The following is a 17,737-nucleotide window of genomic DNA, read 5'->3' on the forward strand; positions in this document are numbered from 1 at the left end:
CTTGTTATCAGGGATTGAGTTCACGCACAGGACGCACTTCGACACTGCCGACCCGGGCCGCCGGAATGTTCCCCGCCACCTGGATCGCTTCATTCAAATCCCTGGCCTCGATCAGGTAGAAACCGGCCAGTTGCTCCTTGGTTTCGGCGAACGGACCATCGGTGATGGAGAGCTTGCCGCCACGCATGCGCACCGTGGTGGCGGTCTGTATCGATTGCAACGCCTCGGCGGCAAGCATCCGTCCGCTGCCCTGGACCGACTCGGCATAGGCCTGGCACTCGGCGTCCTTGGGGCTCTCGGGCAAGCTGTGCAACAACTGTTCATCGCTGTAGACCAGACAGAGGTATTTCATGGGTGTCTCCGGGTTCGGGCTGATCAACTATGGTTGCTGTTTTGTCCTTTGGCGAACCACCCGCTCATCAAGGTTGCAGATCGAACTGAGTGGTCCCGGTCTGCATGTCGAACGGCGCCGACCAGTGCTCATGCACCACTTGCCACTGCCCGTCGCGCAGCTCATAGGCGGCGCTCACCCGCATCCAGCAGGCCTTGGTCTGCCCTTGGGCATCGGTGCCCCCGCAATGGGCCAGCCAATGGGCGAACGCCAGTTCCTCGGCGGCCCGCACCCGCAGCTGGTGGAACTCGAAGATGCCCGGCCCCGGGCACTCCTGCATGCAGGCCTGCCAATGTTCACGGTAGGCCGCCTTGCCCGAATACTGCAGGGCGCCGACGGCGTCGAAAGAGACGATGTCATCGGCGTAAAAGCTGACGATACGCTCGATGTCCCTGGCGACCACCGCCTGCTGCCAATGGCCGATCAGGCTGCGGATCTGTGCTTCGCTGGATGGGTTGTGCATGGCAAAACTCCTCAAGAGTGGAATCAACCGGCACCGGGCAGCCCCTGCAAGAGCGCACTTGAATGCTCGGTTCACCCTTAGTCGTCTGGCCAGCCAGACAATCGACAACCTCGATAAAAAATTTTACCGCTCGGGCAAAATCGCTAGAATCCGCCCCCTTCCCTCCCCTGGACAGTCCCGCCAGTGACCACTCGTCTCGTGCCTTATGAACAGCTCGACAGCCATCAGCGTGCCCAACTGCTGAGCCTTGAAGTACGGCCTGAACAGAGAGCGTTTTCCGGGGATATCCATGGCGCGCTGTACACCCTGGGCAATGCACCGGCCGGCGCCATCAAGGGCTTTGCCCTGCTCAGCGACGAACGGCCGGTGGCGTTCCTGCTGCTCAAGCACGCGCCTTGCCTGCCAGCCTGGGCCGAGGCCGACCACGCCACCCTGCACGCCCTGCAAGTGGACCTGCCATTCCAGGGCCAGGGACTGGGCACCGCCTGCCTGCAAGCCCTGCCCGGCGCCGCGCTCCAGGAATGGCCGCAGCTCAAGGGCCTGATGCTGGCGGTGGATGCCGACAACCACGCCGCACTCCAGCTCTATCTCAAGCTGGGCTGGGTCGAGAATGGCGAAGCCTGCAAAGGCCGGATGGGTTATGAACGCAGGATGGTCCTGGCGTTTTGAGTTCAGCACTTCAACTCAAGGGCACTCCTGCTGAGCAGCCCCCTGAAAAGTCCCTACGCCGGCGCCCCTTGTGCATCAGGGGCATGCCTGGGACTTACAACCCCCGCACCATCTCATGCCAGGCCATGCCGCCGTGGTCCGACGCCGACGCCTTGACATAGACGAAGCCAAAGCGCTCGTAGAGCGGTACATGGCGTTCCTTGCACATCAAGTGGATGCGCGCTTTGCCCAGCTCGGTCATGCGTGCAATGAAGGCTTGCAACAGTTGCCGGGACAGACCCTGGCCCTGGAAATCCGGATGCACCACCACCGACATGATCACCACTTCGGAACCGGCCGGGTCGTGGCCGATCAGTTCCTTGAAGGCTTCGTCGGCCATCTGCACCTCGAAGGTGGCGCCGGAGTTGATGAAGCCAGCCACTGCCCCCTCCACCTCGGCGACGATAAAGCCCTCGGGCCAGGTAGCGATGCGGGTAGCGATCTTTTCCCGAGTCGCGGCTTCGTCGCCTTCGTAGGCCAGGGTCTCGATGGCAAAGCAGGCATCCAGGTCGGTGGGCAGGACGGTACGGATCAGCGGGGTCGAAGCAGTCATGGGCGGCAACCTGAAGACGGTGAAGGATGGCCGATTCTAGCAAGAGTGGCGTTGCCGGGAGCCTGGCGTATGCAGGGCATAGGGATAGTCGGGGCCGCCGTAAAGCTTTCATATAAACCCTGGCAAGGGCGGCGCCCAGGGATTATCTATCTGATCCCCGACGCCTCCTGGCCGGCCCCATCAAGCCGGCCCTGCCGCGTCTTGCCCACAGGACTTTCCCCATGAGCAACATCCAGATCGGCCTTCTTGTGCTGTTCAGCATCACCGCCTTCGGCTGCATCACCTTGTACATCGATTTTGTACATGAGCGGCGTCGCGGCAAAAAAGCCCTGAGCGGCGCCACCAGGCAGGATCAGAGCCCCACCAGGCGATAACCCACCTGCAACTCGGTGATCAGGTGCTGGGGCTGAGCCGGATCAGCCTCCAGCTTCTGCCGCAGATGGGCCATGTGCACCCGCAAGTAATGGGCGCGGTCGACATAGTCCAGGCCCCAGACCTCCAGCAGCAGTTGGCGATGGGTCAGGACCCGGCTCTGGCCGCGGATCAGGGCGCAGAGCAGACGGTATTCGATGGGAGTCAGGTGCACCAACTGCCCTTCGCGGCGCACCTCATGGGTGGCCAGGTCGACCTCGATGGCACCGAAGGCCACCTTGCTGGTGGCCGCCACCGCGCCGCTCTGGCCGTGGCGCCGCAGTTGCGCACGAATGCGCGCCAGCAACTCCGGCACACCGAAGGGTTTGACCAGATAATCATCAGCGCCGGCATCCAGGGCGGCGACTTTCTCGTCTTCGCGGTCCCTGGCCGACAGCACCAGGATCGGCACCGCCAGCCAGCCGCGCAGCTCGCTGATCAATTGCTTGCCGTCGCCATCCGGCAGGCCCAGGTCGACGATCACCAGATCCGGCTGGCGGCTGGCGGCATGGATCAGGGCGCGCTTGACGCTGTCGGCCTCGAACACCTGGAAACCTTCGTCCTCCAGGGCAATGCCGACAAAACGCCGGATGTTGGCTTCGTCCTCGACAATCAGGATGCGTGGGTTGCTCATAGGGCTTCCATGGATGGCGGTTGTCCCGCCGGCAAGGTGATGACAAAACTCAGCCCGGCGTCGGCGTGAGGCTGGGCCTCGATACGCCCGCCATGGGCTTCGACAATCCGTTTGGCCAGGGCCAGCCCCAGGCCGATCCCGGCCACCGCGGACTCCTGCTGGCCACGGCTGAAGGCCTCGAACAGGCTGTCCGGGGAACTGCCCTTGGGACAGCCGGGGCCGGAGTCGCTGACCTGCAGGATGATCTGCTGGTCCACCTGGCGGGCCGTGATCTGCACCAGGGTGCCGGCAGGGGTGTACTTGGCGGCGTTGTCCAGCAGGTTCACCAGCACCCGTTCCAGCAGCAGCGCATCCACCTCCACCAGGGGCAGATGGGGCGCCATGGTCACCCGCAGTTCATGTCTGGCCAGGGGCTCGCGCAACTGGCGCAGGGCGCTGCCGACAATCTCCTCCAGGGAATTCCACTGACGCTTGAGGCGCACCCCGCGCTCCTGCATGCGCGCCATGTCCAACAGGTTCTCGATCAGGCGCTGCATCGACGTGGCTTGATCATGGATGCCATGCAACAGCTCGGGCAGCGGGCCACTGGGGGCATGGGGCAACGCGGCATCGGCAGCCCCGATGATGGTGGTCAGCGGAGTGCGCAAGTCATGGGAAATAGCGGCGAGCAAAGTGTTGCGCATGCGCTCGCCTTCCATCTGCACCACGGTGCTCTGCGCCACTTCGACGTAATGCACCCGCTCCAGGGCGATTGCCAGCTGGCTCATGCAGGCCTCCAGCAGGCGCTGCTCCTCGGGTTCGTTGAGGCGTTCGGCGTCCGTCAGCTCCAGCACCAGCACCCCACGCACGCGCATCGGTGCCTTGAGCGGCAGGTAGCAGCCCTTGGCCGCCGCCAGGGTGTCGGTGCCGCTGCCTGCCGGCTGGTCGTGGTCATAGGCCCACTGGGCAATGCTTTCATCGACCGCCAGGGTATTGGCATTCAAGGCTCGCACGCGATTGTCCGCATCCGGCAGCGCCAATCCGACCCGGGCCTCGAACACCCCGCTGAAGGTGCGCAGGGCCACGGCGCAGATCTGCTCCTCGGTCAGTGCCGCCGACAACTCCCGAGCCAGCCCGGCCAGGGAGGTGGCGCGGCGTTCGCCTTCGGCGGCGGTGCGGGCCTGGTGGCGCAGCCGCGCGGTGAGCTGGCCGGTGATCAGGGCAATGCCAAGCATCAAGGCGAAGGTGAAGAAATACTGGGTGTCGTTGACGGTGAACGACAACACCGGCTGAACGAAGAAGAAGTCGAAACACAGCACCGCCAGCATGGCCGCCCAGACACCCGGCCCCCGCCCGAAACGCAAGGCCACCAGAACCACAGTGAGCAGGAACAACATCACCACGTTCGCCGGGTCGAACACCTTCAGCAGCAGCGCCGCCACTGCAGTGGCGGCAAAACAGGCCAGGCTGGCCCACAGATAGGCCGGCGCTCGACTCGGCGACAATCCGGCCTCTGGCTTGTCCGCAGCGGCCGGGCGCCGGCTCAAGGGCCCGTTGGCGATCACGATCTGATCGATTTCCGGATGCTGGCGGCTGATGCGATCACTCACCGACTGATGCCAGAACTGCCAGACCTTGCGCGGGTAATGGCCCAGCACCAGGCGATTGGCATTGTGCTCACGGGCACAGGCCACCAGCGCCTCGGCCACGTCCAGGCCGGGCAGGGTCGCGGTCTCGGCACCGAACTCGGCGGCCAGGGCCAGGGTCTTCATCGCTGCTGCATAACGGCTGGCACCGTGGCCACGACGTTGCGCCGAGGCCACGTGCACGACGATCCAGTCGGCTTCGAGTTTCTGCGCCAGGCGCGCGGCCTCGCGCACCAGGCGTTCGTCCGCCGGGTCGCCGGCGATCCCCACCAGCAAGCGCTCCCGGGCCGGCCACAGGGCATTGATCGAGCGCTCGCGGCGATAGTCGCGCATTTGCGCATCGACCCGGTCGGCGGTACGGCGCAGGGTCAGCTCGCGCAGGGCCAACAGGTTGCCCTTGCGGAAAAAATTGCGTGAAGCGCGCTCGGCCTGGGGCCCCATGTAGACCTTGCCGTCCTTGAGTCGACGCAGCAGGTCGTCCGGTGGCAGGTCGATCACCAGCACTTCGTGGGCCTCATCAAACAGGTGATCAGGCACCGTCTCGCGCACGCGGATGCCGATGATGCCGCTGACGATGTCGTTGAGGCTTTCCAGGTGCTGGACGTTGAGGGTGGTCCAGACATCGATCCCGGCCCGCAGCAGTTCTTCCACATCCTGCCAGCGTTTGGGATGCCGGGAACCGGGGACGTTGCTGTGGGCCAACTCGTCCACCAGCAACACCGAGGGACGTCGCGCCAGGGCCGCGTCCAGGTCGAATTCGGGCAAGGCATAGTCGCGGTGCATCAGGCTGTGACGCTCCAGCACCTCCAGGCCTTGCAGCAGCTCGGCGGTTTCCCGCCGGCCGTGGGTTTCCACCACCCCGGCCACCACGTCGCGGCCCAGGGCCACTTCGTTGCGGGCGGCGGTGAGCATGGCGCAGGTCTTGCCGACCCCGGCGTTGGAACCGAAATAGATCCGCAGCTTGCCGCGCTGGGCGGCTTGTTCGTCCTGTTGCAGCTTTTCCAGCAGCGCATCGGGATCGGGGCGCCCGTCGCGGGGCGCAGGACTTGCATCAAGCACAGTCATGAGCTTCCTTAAATGAACAATGCGGCGCCCCCAGGGAGCGCCGCATTGCCTGTCCTTGCGTCAAACCAGGCCAAGCCCGGCCAGCAGCATGTCAATCAGCTTGATCCCGGCAAAGGGTACCAGCACCCCGCCCAGTCCGTAGATCAGCAGGTTGCGGTTAAGCAAGGCCGCCGCGCCGATGGACCGATACTTCACCCCCTTGAGCGCCAGGGGGATGAGGAACACGATGATCAGCGCGTTGAAGATCACCGCACTGAGAATCGCCGAGTTCGGGCTGGTCAATTGCATCACGTTCAACGCGCCCAACTGCGGGTAAGTGGCGACGAACGCGGCCGGTACGATAGCAAAATACTTGGCCACGTCGTTGGCCACGCTGAAGGTGGTCAGGGCGCCGCGGGTCATGAGCATCTGCTTGCCGACTTCCACCACTTCGATCAGCTTGGTCGGGTTGCTGTCCAGGTCGACCATGTTGCCGGCTTCCTTTGCCGCCTGGGTGCCGCTGTTCATCGCCACCGCAACGTCGGCCTGGGCCAGGGCCGGGGCGTCGTTGGTGCCGTCGCCGGTCATGGCCACCAGCTTGCCCTTGGCCTGGTAGTCGCGGATCAGTTGCAGCTTGTCCTCGGGGCGGGCCTCGGCGAGGAAGTCATCGACCCCGGCCTCCACGGCAATCGCCGCCGCGGTCAGGCGGTTGTCGCCGGTGATCATCACGGTCTTGATGCCCATGCGCCGCAGTTCGGCAAAGCGCTCCTTCATCCCGCCCTTGACCACGTCCTTGAGTTCCACCACGCCCAGGGCCTGGGCGCCGTCGCTGACCACCAGCGGCGTACTGCCGCGCCGCGAGACTTCATCCACCTTGGCCTGCAAGGCCGGCGGGAAGCTGCCACCCAGGGCTTCGATGTGCCGGCGAATGGCATCGGCCGCGCCCTTGCGGATGCTGCGCCCCTCCGGCAGGTCGACGCCGCTCATGCGGGTCTGCGCGCTGAACTGCACGAAGCTGGCGCCCAGGGCCTCGATGTCGCGGCCACGGATGTCGAACTTCTGCTTGGCCAGCACTACGATGCTGCGGCCTTCCGGGGTTTCGTCGGCCAGGGAAGCCAGTTGCGCGGCGTCCGCCAGCTCGCTGTCCTTGATCCCCGGGGCCGGCAGGAAGGCGCTGGCCTGACGGTTGCCCAGGGTGATGGTGCCGGTCTTGTCCAGCAGCAGCACGTCGACGTCACCAGCGGCTTCCACAGCGCGCCCGGAAGTGGCGATGACGTTGGCCGACATCATCCGGCTCATGCCTGCCACGCCGATGGCCGAGAGCAGGCCGCCGATGGTGGTGGGGATCAGGCACACCAGCAACGCCACCATCACCGTGGCGCTGATCACGCTGCCGGTGCCGCTCATGGCCACGGCGAAGATCGAGTACGGGCTCAGGGTCACGATCACCAGCAGGAACAGCAGGGTCAGCCCCACCAGGAGAATGGTCAGGGCCACCTCGTTGGGGGTTTTCTGGCGCTTGGCCGATTCCACCATGGAGATCATGCGGTCCAGGAACGACTCGCCGGGGTTGACGCTGATGCGCACCACCAGCCAGTCGGACAGCACCTTGGTGCCGCCGGTGACCGAGGAAAAGTCGCCCCCGGCCTCGCGGATCACCGGCGCCGATTCACCGGTAATGGCGCTCTCGTCCACCGTGGCCACGCCTTCGATGACCTCGCCATCCAAAGGCACCAGGTCGCCGGCCTCGATCAGCACCACCATGTCCTTGCGCAGCTCGCTGGCGGCCATCGGCAGCCAGGCGGCGCCATGCCTGGGCTGCTGCAACAGCTTGGCCAGGGTCTGGCGCTTCATGCCCTTGAGGCTCGCAGCCTGGGCCCGGCTGCGGCCCTCGGCCAGGGCCTCGGCGAAGTTGGCGAACAGCACGGTGAACCACAGCCACAGGGTGATGCTGAGGATGAAGCCGCTGGAGGCCTCGCCTTCACCGCCCAGGGACTGGAACCACAGCAGAGTGGTGAGAATGCTGCCCAGATAGACCACGAACATCACCGGGTTCTTCCACTGCGCCTGTGGCAGCAGCTTCTTCACCGCATCCAGGCACGCCGTGAACAGCAGCCCACGGTCGAACAACGCTATACGAGGGTTATTACTCATGATCGGTATCTCTTACTCACTGACCGCAAGGGGCGAGGCATGCACGGGTGCCAGGGCATCCAGCGCGAGATTGAGTTGCAGCACATTGACCCGGGGCTCGCCCAGCAGGCCGAAGGTGCGGCTTTCGCTGTGGTCCTGCAGCAGCGCCTGCAGATCGGCCAGCGGCAGGTTGCGCAGGCGGGCCACCCGGTTCAATTGCAGCTGGGCGTTGGCCAGGGAGATGTGCGGGTCCAGGCCGGAAGCCGAAGCGGTCACCGCGTCCACCGGTACCGGCATGTCCGCCGCCAGGCCGTTGAGCTGGCGATAGGCGCTGACCCGCGCCGCCACGCTGTCCATCAGTTTCTGGTTGGTGGGGCCCAGGTTGCTGGCACCACTGGCCCCGGCGTTGTAGGGCTGGGGCACGCTCTTGCTCGGGTCCAGCGGATCGCTGCCCAGGGTCATGCTCGGGCGGCCCTGGAAATACTCCGGGCGACTGAAGGACTGACCGATCAGTGCCGAGCCCACCACCACCCCGTCACGCTGCACCAGGCTGCCCTGGGCCTGAAACGGGAACAGCAGGTTGGCCAGCACGGTGGTCGCCAACGGATAGGCCAGCCCGGTCAGCAGCATGAAGAACACCGCCGCCACCAGCACCGGGCGCAACAGGCCCTTGAACAGCACCGCAGTGGTGCCTTGGGTTTGCATTTGCGTCGTCATCACAACCCCTTACTTGTAAGTCTGGCCGGCCAGCAACTGCAGTTGCTCCACCAGCGGGCCGAGCGCGAGGGCCGGCAGGAAAGTCAGGCCACCAACCACCAGCACCACGAACACCACCAGGAACATGAACAGCGGCGTGGCAGTGGGAATGGTGCCGGCACCGGCCGGGATGTTCTTTTTCGCCGCCAGCGAACCGGCCACGGCCAGCATCGGCAGCATGGTGAAGAAACGCCCCATGAGCATCGCCAGACCGATGGTGGTGTTGAAGAACGGCGTGTTGGCATTGAGCCCGGCAAACGCCGAACCGTTGTTGGCGGTACCCGAGGCGTAGGCGTAGAGCACTTCGCTGAAACCATGGGGGCCAAGGTTGTTGAGGCTGTTCAAGGTGTCCGGCCACAACGCTGCCAGGGCGGTGAAACCGAGGATGCAGATCGGGTGCGCGAGCACCGAGAGCATCACCAGCTTGATCTCCCGGGCCTCGATCTTCTTGCCGAGGAATTCCGGGCTGCGGCCGATCATCATGCCCACCAGGAACACCGTCAGCAGGGCGTACTGGATCAGGTTGATAAAGCCCACGCCGTCACCGCCAAACACGCAGTTGAGCATCATCTGCGCCAGGGGCACGAAACCGCCCATGGGGGTCAGCGAGTCATGCATGGCGTTCACCGAACCGGTGGTGGCGCCCGTGGTGGTGGTGACGAACAGCGCGGTGTCGGCGATGCCGAAGCGCAGTTCCTTGCCTTCCATGTTGCCGCCACTCTGGGTTGCCGACAGTTGCTGGTCGGCACCGACCTGGGTCAGCAGCGGATTACCGCCCTGCTCCGCGGTGAAGACAATGGCCAGGAAGCCGACGAACATCACCAGGAAGGTGCCGAAGAACACCCAGCCCTGACGCCGCCGCAGCAGCATGCTGCCGAAGGTGTAGGTCAGCGCCGAAGGGATCAGCAACATGCTGAGGATGTGCAGCACGTTGGTCAGCGGAGTCGGGTTCTCGAACGGGTGGGCGGCGTTCATGCTGAAGAAGCCGCCACCGTTGGTGCCGATGTGCTTGATCGACTCGAAGCTGGCCACGGCGCCGACGATCAGCTGCTGCTGGGCGCCTTCCAAGGTGGTGGCCAGGGCCTGGGAGTCGAGGGTCTGGGGCATGCCCTGCCAGACATAGACCAGGGCCATGACCAGGCACAAAGGCAGCATCACCCGGTACAGGGTGCGGGTGAAGTCGACCCAGTAGTTGCCGATATCGGCGGAGCTGGAGCGGCTCAGGCCACGAATGAAACCGGCCGCTGCCACCACACCGGCGGTGGAGCCGACGAACATCAGGAAGGTGATCACCGCCATCTGGCTGAAGTTCGACAGGCTGCTTTCACCTGAGTACGCCTGCCAGTTGGTGTTGGTGATAAAGGACGCGGCGGTGTTGAACGCCAGGTCCGGGGTCTGCGCCGCCAACCCCAGGGGGTTGAGGGGCATGACGGTTTGCAGGCGCAGCACCAGGTAGCCCAGGAGCATCATCGCTGCGTTGGACAGCAACAGCGCCGAGCCATAGCGCGCCCAGCCCATGGTTTCGCCGGGGTCGATCCCCAGCAGGCGGTAGGTGGCCCGCTCGGGCAAGGCGTGGCCGCGGCCGCTGAAGACCCGGGCCAGCCATTTGCCCATGAGTACGGCGAGCCCGGTCATTACCCCGAGGATCACCGCGTATTCCAGCACAGTACTCAACATGTCGATGCTCCGTTCAAATCTTGCCCATGGCGACGATGACCAGGGCCGTCAGTACAAAGAACCCCAGGGACAGGCCCACGAAGATCAGGTCGTACATGGCTGGTTTCCTTTCTCGAGAATGCCCGGACGGGCGAATGAAAATGCCGGGGTAGCGTTGGGTGCGGTCATCAGAATTTCTCGGCACGGATCAGCGCGTAACCCAGGTAGACAAACAGCAGCACGGCGCAAAAACCGCTGGCGCCGTAGATGAATTCCAGTGTCAGCAAGGCTTTTCCCCTTAATCCATTGAGGCGGCGCCGCAACCGCAGACAGCGGCCCGGGGCGCAACCGGTCAGGCACCCGGCAACGGGCACCGGCAGGGAGTCGGGAACGAGCCGTCCGCCGCTCTCCTCTGCGCCACGCAGGTTAGGTGAGGGCGTATCAAGGTCGGACACTGATTGCGGGGGGCGGTATTAAGACGGCGTATAGATTGCGGCCAAGGCCGGGGGAATCGGGGGCCGGCCAGCGCCCCCGAGGGGATCATTCACTTTTCAGCGGTAGCCAGACCTCCACCACGCCGCTGCCGGTATCGGGGTTGAAGTCGGCGCTGTAGCGCTCGAATTCCGGGGCATCGGCTGCCTCGCGACCGGACTGGGGCAGCCAGGTCTTCCAGATGTAGTTGAAGGTCTGTGGCAGTTCCTGCAAGGAGCCACCGTGCTCGAACACCGCATAGTTCTGCGGCTGCACCTCGATCCAGCGATAGCGCTCGGGCAAATCGTCGAGCTTGCTGATCTCGACCCCGGCCAGGTATTCGAAGCCACCCTGGCCATCGGGGTTGCAACAGATGCCGTAGGTCACCTCATCCACTTGCCCCGGCACCTTGCCGATGTGGGGGATGAAGCGCTGCCAGAGCTGCCCGATGTCCTGGCTGGCGCCAGGGGTAAACCGCTCGCTGAAGCCGGCGATCAGCAGAAAACGCTCTCTTTCGAAGCGCGGTTCTGGACCTGCGCCCTGTTTTTGCTCATCCATGAATGCCACTCCTGCCGCAGAAAAGATGGGTACGGCAGCAAGTATAGAAGCCAATCGCCAGGGCCAGGATCAGAGCGCCGGAAGGTCGACCACCCCAGCGCCGACGATGAACTCCTGATAACCGGATAGGATCACGTACACCGCGAAATAGCAGAAGATCGCCGCAGATGCCAGGTAGGAGTAGCGCAACAGCTTGTCGCCCAGCAACTTGCCGCCCTGGGTCGCGGCCAGGCACAGGCCCATGGTCCAGACCAGCCCGGCGCAAAAGAAGCCGGCCAGGAACAACCCGGAGTCGGCAATCGTGCCGCCACCGGATCGGGCAATCAGGGTGCCCCCCACGGCAGCAAACCAGAGGATCGCGCTGGGGGAAGACATGGCCAGGAAGATCCCGCGCAGGAACTCCTTGCGCGGCGAACCGCGGTCCGCCTCCCCCGCCGTGGCCAGCAGCGCACTGTGATGAATGGCGGCGTAGATCATCTTCGCCGCGAAATACACCAGCAGCGCCGAACCGCCGATCCACAGCACCCAACGCACAGTTTCGTACTGCAACAGTACGGTCATCCCGGCCAGGGCCAACAGCGCGTAGATCAGGTCACCCACGCAAGTTCCGAGGCCCAGGCAGAAGCCCTGGAAATAGCCGCGCTGCATGGCCAGGGTGATCATCGCGATATTGGCCACGCCGATGTCCAGGCACAGCGAAAGGCTCAGCAAAAAGCCGCTGGTAAACTCCATCATTCATCCCGTTTGACGCTGTTGTTCGAAGAGCTGCCGAGCGGCATCAGATCCGCCCGAACGGATCAGGCACAGGCCGGGCGCCGTCCTTGCAGGCAAAAAGCGTGCACGTTATAGCGGCAAACCCGCCAGCCGGGCAAACCGCCGGCAGCGCAAAAATAATTTTCCGCTGCTCTGGACAAGCCGGCGCCAGCGCCTTTATCGTCTGCCCTCGCAGGCCACCGCAGTGGCCAACGTCGCTCGGACGGTTCCGGGCGCTTACGTCTTTTCGAGGCAACAATGGCCGAACAAGGTTCGCCGCGCCGCTTTGCGCGCATCGATCGTCTCCCCCCTTACGTTTTCAATATCACTGCCGAGCTGAAGATGGCTGCGCGTCGGCGCGGCGAAGACATCATCGACTTGAGCATGGGCAACCCCGACGGCGCGACTCCGCCGCACATCGTCGAAAAACTGGTGACCGTTGCCCAGCGTGAGGACACCCACGGCTACTCCACCTCCAAAGGCATTCCACGGCTGCGCCGGGCGATTTCCCGCTGGTACAAGGATCGCTACGAGGTCGATATCGACCCGGAAAGCGAAGCCATCGTCACCATCGGTTCCAAGGAAGGCCTGGCGCACCTGATGCTGGCCACTCTGGACCAGGGCGACACGGTGCTGGTGCCCAACCCCAGCTACCCGATCCACATCTACGGCGCGGTGATCGCCGGCGCCCAGGTGCGCTCGGTGCCACTGGTGCCCGGCGTGGACTTCTTTGCCGAGCTGGAGCGGGCCATTCGCGGTTCGATCCCCAAGCCGAAAATGATGATCCTGGGCTTCCCCTCCAACCCCACCGCGCAGTGCGTGGAGCTGGATTTCTTCGAGCGGGTGATCGCCCTGGCCAAGCAGTACGACGTGCTGGTGATCCACGACCTGGCCTACGCCGACATCGTCTACGACGGCTGGAAAGCCCCGTCGATCATGCAGGTGCCCGGAGCCAAGGACATCGCGGTGGAGTTCTTCACCCTGTCCAAGAGCTACAACATGGCCGGCTGGCGCATCGGCTTCATGGTCGGCAACCCGGAGCTGGTCAACGCCCTGGCGCGAATCAAGAGCTACCACGACTACGGCACCTTCACCCCGCTGCAAGTGGCCGCGATTGCCGCCCTGGAAGGCGACCAGCAGTGCGTGAAAGACATTGCCGAGCAATACCGGCAACGGCGCAATGTGCTGGTCAAGGGCCTGCATGAGCTGGGCTGGATGGTGGAGAACCCCAAGGCCTCGATGTACGTCTGGGCCAAGATTCCCGAAGCCTATGCGCACCTGGGCTCCCTGGAATTCGCCAAGAAGCTGCTGGCCGAGGCCAAGGTCTGCGTGTCGCCGGGAGTGGGTTTCGGTGAATACGGCGACGATCACGTGCGCTTCGCCCTGATCGAGAACCAGGACCGGATTCGCCAGGCGGTGCGCGGCATTCGCGGGATGTTCCGCGCCGATGGCCTGGTGCAGAAAAGCTGAGACTCCTTCAGCCACAAAAAAACCGCAGCGATGCGGTTTTTTTGTGCCTGTACTGTAGCCGCTGCCGCAGGCTGCGAACGAGTGCGTAGCACTCGCGGCGATTCAGATGCCTATCAAGGGCTGACGTTAGATCACCGGGCAAGGCCCTTCGGGCCTTTGCCCAGCCTCGCCCCAGGCTCGACAGCAGCTACAGGGGTCAGCCCCTCCGTTTAAACCACCAACGACAACAACAGGATGAAGATCAGGCCCACCACCGAGAGGATGGTTTCCATCGCCGTCCAGGTCTTGAAGGTCTCGGCCACGGTCATGTTGAAGTACTGCTTGACCAGCCAGAAGCCCGCGTCGTTGACGTGAGACAGGATCAAGGAGCCGGCACCGGTGGCCAGCACCAGCAGTTCGCGGTTGACCCCGGGGATCATCCCTACCACCGGCACCACGATGCCCGCGCCGGTGATGGTGGCCACGGTGGCCGAACCGGTGGCGATACGAATCACCGCCGCCACCAGCCAGGCCAGGAGGATCGGCGAGATCTGCGCATTGACCGCCATGTGGCCGATCACATCACCCACGCCGCTGGTCACCAGCATCTGCTTGAAACCACCGCCGGCACCAATGATCAGGATGATCGCCGCGGTAGGCGCCAGGCTGGCGTCGAGCAAACCGAGGATCTGCTTGGAGCCGATGCCCTGCTTGTAGCCAAAGGTGTAGAGCGACAGCAGCAGGGCCAGCAGCAAGGCACTGATCGGGTGGCCGATCATGTCCATCCAGATGCGGAAGAAGTGCCCATCCGGCAACGCCACGTCGGCGAAGGTCTTGAGCAGCATCAGGAACACCGGCAGCAGCACAGTCAGCAAAGTCACGCTGAAGCTGGGCAGGTTCTGCGAGGTGTTTTCACGGGCCAGCTGGTCCACCAGCTCCTGGGACGGGTGACCCGGGATGTATTTGGCGATGAAGGTGCCGTAGATCGGACCGGCAATGATGGCCGTCGGCAGAGCAACGATCAGGCCGTAGAGAATGGTCTTGCCAATGTCGGCACCAAACACCCCGATGGCCAGCAGCGGCCCCGGATGCGGCGGCACCAGGCCGTGCACCGCCGACAGGCCAGCCAGCAGTGGAATGCCGATCTTGATCAGCGACACCCCGGTGCGCCGGGCGACGATGAACACCAGCGGGATCAGCAGCACGAAGCCGATCTCGAAGAACAGCGGGATGCCCACCAGGAACGCGGCGAACATCATCGCCCACTGCACCCGCTCCTTGCCGAACGAACGGATCAGGGTCTGGGCAATCTGATCGGCGCCGCCGGACTCGGCCATCATTTTTCCGAGCATGGTGCCCAGGGCCAGGATGATGCCGACAAAACCGAGCACGCCACCAAACCCGTCCTGGAACGCCTTGATGATCTTGTCTACCGGCATGCCCGAGGTCAGGCCGAGGAACCCCGCGGCAATGGTCAGAGCAATAAAGGGATGCAGCTTGAATCGGGTGATCAAGACGATCAGGCCGATGATAGTGACCACTGCATCAACCAGCAGATAGGTCTCTTGGGACATGCCAAACATGGGATTGCCTCCGGTTTGTTGTTTTTATTTAAGCGTTAAAAACAAGGGCCGAGTGGGATAGCGCTACCTATTTCGAGCCAGCACTTAATGTGAAGGTTCAAGGCCATGCTCCAGCCACCATTGGTTGGCCAGTTCGGCCAGGCGCTGGACGCTCAGGGTGCTGGCATCCAGGGCCAGGGTGAGCGGCTCCCCCACGGGGGATTCGAGGGTGGCGAACTGACTGTCGATCAGGGTCGAAGGCATGAAATGCCCTGGCCGGTGTGCCACGCGATCGGCGGCCACTGCCGGTGTCAGTTCGAGGAAGATAAAGCCCAGGCCGGGGGTCGCTGCGCGCAGGCGTTCACGGTATTTGCGCTTCAAGGCCGAGCAGGTCAGTACCGGACGCTGACCGGCGGCCAGGGTCCGACGCAATTCATCGCAGAGGCTGTCGAGCCAGCCGGCACGGTCGTCGTCGTCGAGGGGAATGCCGGCGCTCATCTTGGCGATATTGGCGGCAGGGTGGAACGTATCGCCTTCAATGGCCGTGGCGCCGCTGCGTTGGCACAGCGCCTGGCTGACGCTGGATTTGCCACAGCCGGCAACACCCATGATGACCAGGGCGGTAATAGATTGACTCATGTAACACCTCAGCGCGCAGACAGCGCTACCTTCGCTAGTTCTAGTTCTAGTACAAAAACAGTGTCTGCCGACGCCTTCTTGTCATTTTTGTGGGTTGCCGCGTATATAGTCCGCCAAACCAAAGAGCGAGGGTCAGGCACACCTCGCTCACGCATTGCAGCTGTTTCAGGACAGCGCTACCTTAGTGACTTGAATTTTGTTTGGCAAGCCGTCTGATGACCCCTCATAAAAACGATAAAAGCTCCCGTACCACGGGGCGCCCTACCCTCAACGAAGTGGCGCGACTGGCCGGTGTCAGTCCGATCACCGCCTCTCGGGCCCTGCGCGGCGTCAGCAGCGTGGCCACCGAGCTGGTGGAAAAGGTGCAGAAGGCCGCGCAGGAGCTGAACTACGTGGTCAACTCCGCCGCCCGTGCCCTGGCCTCGGCCCAGAGCCAGTCGGTGGTGGTGCTGGTGCCGTCGCTGTCCAACCTGCTGTTCATCGAAACCCTGGAAGCCATTCATCAGGTCCTGCGGCCCAAGGGCTTCGAAGTGCTGATCGGCAACTACCACTACTCCCGGGACGAAGAAGAGAACCTGCTGCGCAACTACATGACCTACCAGCCCCGGGGTCTGTTGCTGACCGGTTTTGACCGTACCGAAAGCGCCCGGCGGATGATCGAGGCCAACAACATCCCCTGCGTCTACATGATGGACCTGGACCCCGGCGCCGGACTCAACTGCGTGGGTTTCTCCCAGTTGAACGCGGGCGAGACCGCCGCCCGGCACCTGATTTCCCGTGGGCGCAAGCACCTGGCCTACGTCGGCGCACAACTGGATCAACGCACTCTGCTACGGGGCGAAGGTTTCCGTCGCGCCCTGCAAGAGGCCGGGCTGTACAACCCCGATCTGGAACTGCTGACCCCACGCCCATCCTCCGTGGGCCTGGGCGGCGAACTGTTCCTGCAACTGATGCAGAGCCAGCCACAAGTCGACGCCATCTTCTTCGGCAACGACGACCTGGCCCAGGGCGCACTGCTGGAAGCCATGCGCTGCGGGATCAAGGTTCCGGAGCAAGTGGCGGTGCTGGGTTTCAACGACCTGCCCTCCTCGGAACACATGGTGCCGCGCCTGAGCAGTATCAGCACCCCAAGGGAAGCCATCGGCCGCCGTGCAGCCGAGCAGATGCTGACCCTGCTGGCCGGCAACAGCGTGACCGAGCCCGTGGTGGACATGGGCTTCGAGCTGCGGGTGCGGGAAAGCACCTGAGGTGTTTCAGGGCTGCAGGCTCAGCACGCTGAGCAGCAGCCCGAACCCCACCAGCACCAGACCAAATACCTGATCGATACGGCGCTTGTACCCCTGCAGTCGACTGGCAATCGCCGGTGCCGAGAAAAACAGCGCCACCGCCACGAACCACAACACGTGAGCCAGGACAATGATCCCCCCGTAGCCGATCTGCACCGCCAATGCCGTGCCCGGCTGGATCACCTGCATAAACAGGCTGAGAACGAAAATCATCGTCTTGGGGTTCAGCGCATTGGTCAGAAAGCCGCTGCGCAGAGCCGCCCATGACGAAGTCTCGACATTCGCCGCCGCCTCCTCGTGCGGCCCCTGGTCCGAACCGCGCAACAGCTTGATCCCCAGATAGATCAGATAAAGCGCCCCGGCAATCTTCAGCCCGGTGAACCACAGCAGCGACTGCTGCAACAGCACCCCCACCCCCAGCAGGCTGTAGCCGATATGCAGCATGACCCCGAGCCCGATACCCAGGGCAGTGAACACACCGTGGCGGCGCGAGAGCATCAGGCTATTGCGCGTTACCAAGGCAAAATCGGCTCCGGGGCTGAGTACAGCAAGAATGGTAATGGTGATTACGACTAACAGTTCAGTCACGTTACATACGCCTTGGATATAGAATCAGGCGCTACTGTATGGGGATCGGCACGGGGA

The 17,737-nt window shown here is 63.8% G+C and carries 19 protein-coding genes; 4 read left to right on the forward strand and 15 right to left on the reverse strand.

The features are described 5' to 3' along the window. Positions 1-7: 7 nt before the first annotated feature. Together J5M73_RS05125 and J5M73_RS05130 are read right to left on the reverse strand one after the other, a co-directional pair. Entirely contained in the window at positions 8-352 is a 345-nt protein-coding gene (locus J5M73_RS05125; RefSeq protein ID WP_102860643.1) for a YciI family protein, read from the reverse strand. A 67-nt stretch (positions 353-419) separates the two neighbouring features. After that, a complete protein-coding gene (locus J5M73_RS05130; protein ID WP_102860642.1) occupies positions 420-854 on the reverse strand; it encodes an SgcJ/EcaC family oxidoreductase in 435 nt (144 codons plus the stop codon). Between the two features lie 183 nt (positions 855-1,037). Here J5M73_RS05130 and J5M73_RS05135 point away from each other — a divergent pair, with 183 nt between their 5' ends. After that, the gene (locus tag J5M73_RS05135; protein WP_102860641.1) at positions 1,038-1,523 is read left to right on the forward strand and encodes a GNAT family N-acetyltransferase; all 486 of its coding nucleotides are present in this window, start codon (positions 1,038-1,040) and stop codon (positions 1,521-1,523) included. Between the two features lie 94 nt (positions 1,524-1,617). On the opposite strand, the gene J5M73_RS05140 is transcribed toward J5M73_RS05135, so the two are convergent. Next, entirely contained in the window at positions 1,618-2,115 is a 498-nt protein-coding gene (locus J5M73_RS05140; RefSeq protein WP_102860640.1) for an N-acetyltransferase, read from the reverse strand. 221 nt (positions 2,116-2,336) lie between these two features. Here J5M73_RS05140 and J5M73_RS05145 point away from each other — a divergent pair, with 221 nt between their 5' ends. Beyond that, complete coding sequence (locus tag J5M73_RS05145) at positions 2,337-2,489, forward strand: hypothetical protein (RefSeq protein ID WP_162884081.1); 153 nt, start codon at positions 2,337-2,339, stop codon at positions 2,487-2,489. Here J5M73_RS05145 and J5M73_RS05150 read toward each other — a convergent pair. From J5M73_RS05150 to J5M73_RS05190, 9 genes are all read right to left on the reverse strand, one after another. Then, the gene (locus tag J5M73_RS05150) at positions 2,468-3,160 is read right to left on the reverse strand and encodes a response regulator (RefSeq protein ID WP_102860639.1); all 693 of its coding nucleotides are present in this window, start codon (positions 3,158-3,160) and stop codon (positions 2,468-2,470) included. The genes J5M73_RS05145 and J5M73_RS05150 overlap by 22 nt on opposite strands. After that, entirely contained in the window at positions 3,157-5,850 is a 2,694-nt protein-coding gene (locus J5M73_RS05155) for a sensor histidine kinase KdpD (protein ID WP_102860638.1), read from the reverse strand. Before J5M73_RS05155 ends, J5M73_RS05150 begins: the two co-directional genes overlap by 4 nt. 60 nt (positions 5,851-5,910) lie before the next feature. Beyond that, positions 5,911-7,983, reverse strand: a complete 2,073-nt coding sequence (gene kdpB, locus J5M73_RS05160; protein WP_102860637.1) for a potassium-transporting ATPase subunit KdpB — start codon at positions 7,981-7,983, stop codon at positions 5,911-5,913. A 12-nt stretch (positions 7,984-7,995) separates the two neighbouring features. Continuing rightward, positions 7,996-8,679: a K(+)-transporting ATPase subunit C gene (gene kdpC / locus J5M73_RS05165; protein WP_102860636.1), complete on the reverse strand. Its 684-nt coding sequence runs from the start codon at positions 8,677-8,679 to the stop codon at positions 7,996-7,998. Positions 8,680-8,688: 9 nt separating this feature from the next. Continuing rightward, complete coding sequence (gene kdpA, locus J5M73_RS05170) at positions 8,689-10,395, reverse strand: potassium-transporting ATPase subunit KdpA (RefSeq protein WP_102860635.1); 1,707 nt, start codon at positions 10,393-10,395, stop codon at positions 8,689-8,691. 13 nt (positions 10,396-10,408) lie between these two features. After that, entirely contained in the window at positions 10,409-10,579 is a 171-nt protein-coding gene (locus J5M73_RS05175; RefSeq protein WP_162884082.1) for a hypothetical protein, read from the reverse strand. Continuing rightward, positions 10,563-10,661 carry a K(+)-transporting ATPase subunit F gene (kdpF, locus tag J5M73_RS05180; RefSeq protein WP_016968152.1) on the reverse strand — a complete coding sequence of 33 codons (99 nt, stop codon included), beginning with the start codon at positions 10,659-10,661 and terminating at the stop codon, positions 10,563-10,565. The genes J5M73_RS05175 and kdpF overlap by 17 nt, the downstream gene beginning before the upstream one ends. Positions 10,662-10,914: 253 nt before the next feature. Beyond that, complete coding sequence (locus J5M73_RS05185) at positions 10,915-11,403, reverse strand: GyrI-like domain-containing protein (protein WP_102860634.1); 489 nt, start codon at positions 11,401-11,403, stop codon at positions 10,915-10,917. Positions 11,404-11,472: 69 nt separating this feature from the next. Then, positions 11,473-12,135, reverse strand: coding sequence for a LysE family translocator (locus tag J5M73_RS05190; RefSeq protein WP_110594805.1), 663 nt, complete (start codon positions 12,133-12,135; stop codon positions 11,473-11,475). A gap of 279 nt (positions 12,136-12,414) precedes the next feature. Between J5M73_RS05190 and alaC the strand changes: the two genes are divergently transcribed. After that, positions 12,415-13,626 (forward strand): alanine transaminase, encoded by a 1,212-nt coding sequence (gene alaC, locus J5M73_RS05195; RefSeq protein WP_047305701.1) that lies wholly within the window; start codon positions 12,415-12,417, stop codon positions 13,624-13,626. 209 nt (positions 13,627-13,835) lie between these two features. On the opposite strand, the gene J5M73_RS05200 is transcribed toward alaC, so the two are convergent. Then, positions 13,836-15,188, reverse strand: coding sequence for a GntP family permease (locus J5M73_RS05200; protein ID WP_047305702.1), 1,353 nt, complete (start codon positions 15,186-15,188; stop codon positions 13,836-13,838). 84 nt (positions 15,189-15,272) lie between these two features. Further along, positions 15,273-15,806 carry a gluconokinase gene (locus J5M73_RS05205; protein ID WP_102860632.1) on the reverse strand — a complete coding sequence of 178 codons (534 nt, stop codon included), beginning with the start codon at positions 15,804-15,806 and terminating at the stop codon, positions 15,273-15,275. Between the two features lie 215 nt (positions 15,807-16,021). Here J5M73_RS05205 and J5M73_RS05210 point away from each other — a divergent pair, with 215 nt between their 5' ends. Continuing rightward, on the forward strand, positions 16,022-17,053 hold the full coding sequence (locus tag J5M73_RS05210) for a LacI family DNA-binding transcriptional regulator (protein WP_207815068.1): 1,032 nt from the start codon (positions 16,022-16,024) through the stop codon (positions 17,051-17,053). 6 nt (positions 17,054-17,059) lie between these two features. Here the strand turns inward: J5M73_RS05210 and J5M73_RS05215 are convergent, their stop codons facing one another. Continuing rightward, on the reverse strand, positions 17,060-17,680 hold the full coding sequence (locus tag J5M73_RS05215; RefSeq protein ID WP_102860630.1) for a LysE family transporter: 621 nt from the start codon (positions 17,678-17,680) through the stop codon (positions 17,060-17,062). Positions 17,681-17,737 lie beyond the last annotated feature (57 nt).

Origin of the sequence: Pseudomonas sp. 50_B, from assembly GCF_017491625.1 — a bacterium.
GTDB classification, from domain to species: domain Bacteria; phylum Pseudomonadota; class Gammaproteobacteria; order Pseudomonadales; family Pseudomonadaceae; genus Aquipseudomonas; species Aquipseudomonas danubii.

Bases quoted from the DNA above. Each gene is read 5' to 3' on its own strand.
- alaC (WP_047305701.1), top strand. From the start codon at position 12,415: ATGGCCGAACAAGGTTCGCCGCGCCGCTTTGCGCGCATCGATCGTCTC.
- J5M73_RS05130 (WP_102860642.1), bottom strand. From the start codon at position 854: ATGCACAACCCATCCAGCGAAGCACAGATCCGCAGCCTGATCGGCCAT.
- kdpC (WP_102860636.1), bottom strand. From the start codon at position 8,679: ATGACGACGCAAATGCAAACCCAAGGCACCACTGCGGTGCTGTTCAAG.
- J5M73_RS05210 (WP_207815068.1), top strand. From the start codon at position 16,022: ATGACCCCTCATAAAAACGATAAAAGCTCCCGTACCACGGGGCGCCCT.
- J5M73_RS05200 (WP_047305702.1), bottom strand. From the start codon at position 15,188: ATGTTTGGCATGTCCCAAGAGACCTATCTGCTGGTTGATGCAGTGGTC.
- J5M73_RS05185 (WP_102860634.1), bottom strand. From the start codon at position 11,403: ATGGATGAGCAAAAACAGGGCGCAGGTCCAGAACCGCGCTTCGAAAGA.
- kdpB (WP_102860637.1), bottom strand. From the start codon at position 7,983: ATGAGTAATAACCCTCGTATAGCGTTGTTCGACCGTGGGCTGCTGTTC.
- kdpA (WP_102860635.1), bottom strand. From the start codon at position 10,395: ATGTTGAGTACTGTGCTGGAATACGCGGTGATCCTCGGGGTAATGACC.
- J5M73_RS05155 (WP_102860638.1), bottom strand. From the start codon at position 5,850: ATGACTGTGCTTGATGCAAGTCCTGCGCCCCGCGACGGGCGCCCCGAT.
- J5M73_RS05150 (WP_102860639.1), bottom strand. From the start codon at position 3,160: ATGAGCAACCCACGCATCCTGATTGTCGAGGACGAAGCCAACATCCGG.
- J5M73_RS05205 (WP_102860632.1), bottom strand. From the start codon at position 15,806: ATGAGTCAATCTATTACCGCCCTGGTCATCATGGGTGTTGCCGGCTGT.
- J5M73_RS05140 (WP_102860640.1), bottom strand. From the start codon at position 2,115: ATGACTGCTTCGACCCCGCTGATCCGTACCGTCCTGCCCACCGACCTG.
- J5M73_RS05190 (WP_110594805.1), bottom strand. From the start codon at position 12,135: ATGGAGTTTACCAGCGGCTTTTTGCTGAGCCTTTCGCTGTGCCTGGAC.
- J5M73_RS05125 (WP_102860643.1), bottom strand. From the start codon at position 352: ATGAAATACCTCTGTCTGGTCTACAGCGATGAACAGTTGTTGCACAGC.
- J5M73_RS05145 (WP_162884081.1), top strand. From the start codon at position 2,337: ATGAGCAACATCCAGATCGGCCTTCTTGTGCTGTTCAGCATCACCGCC.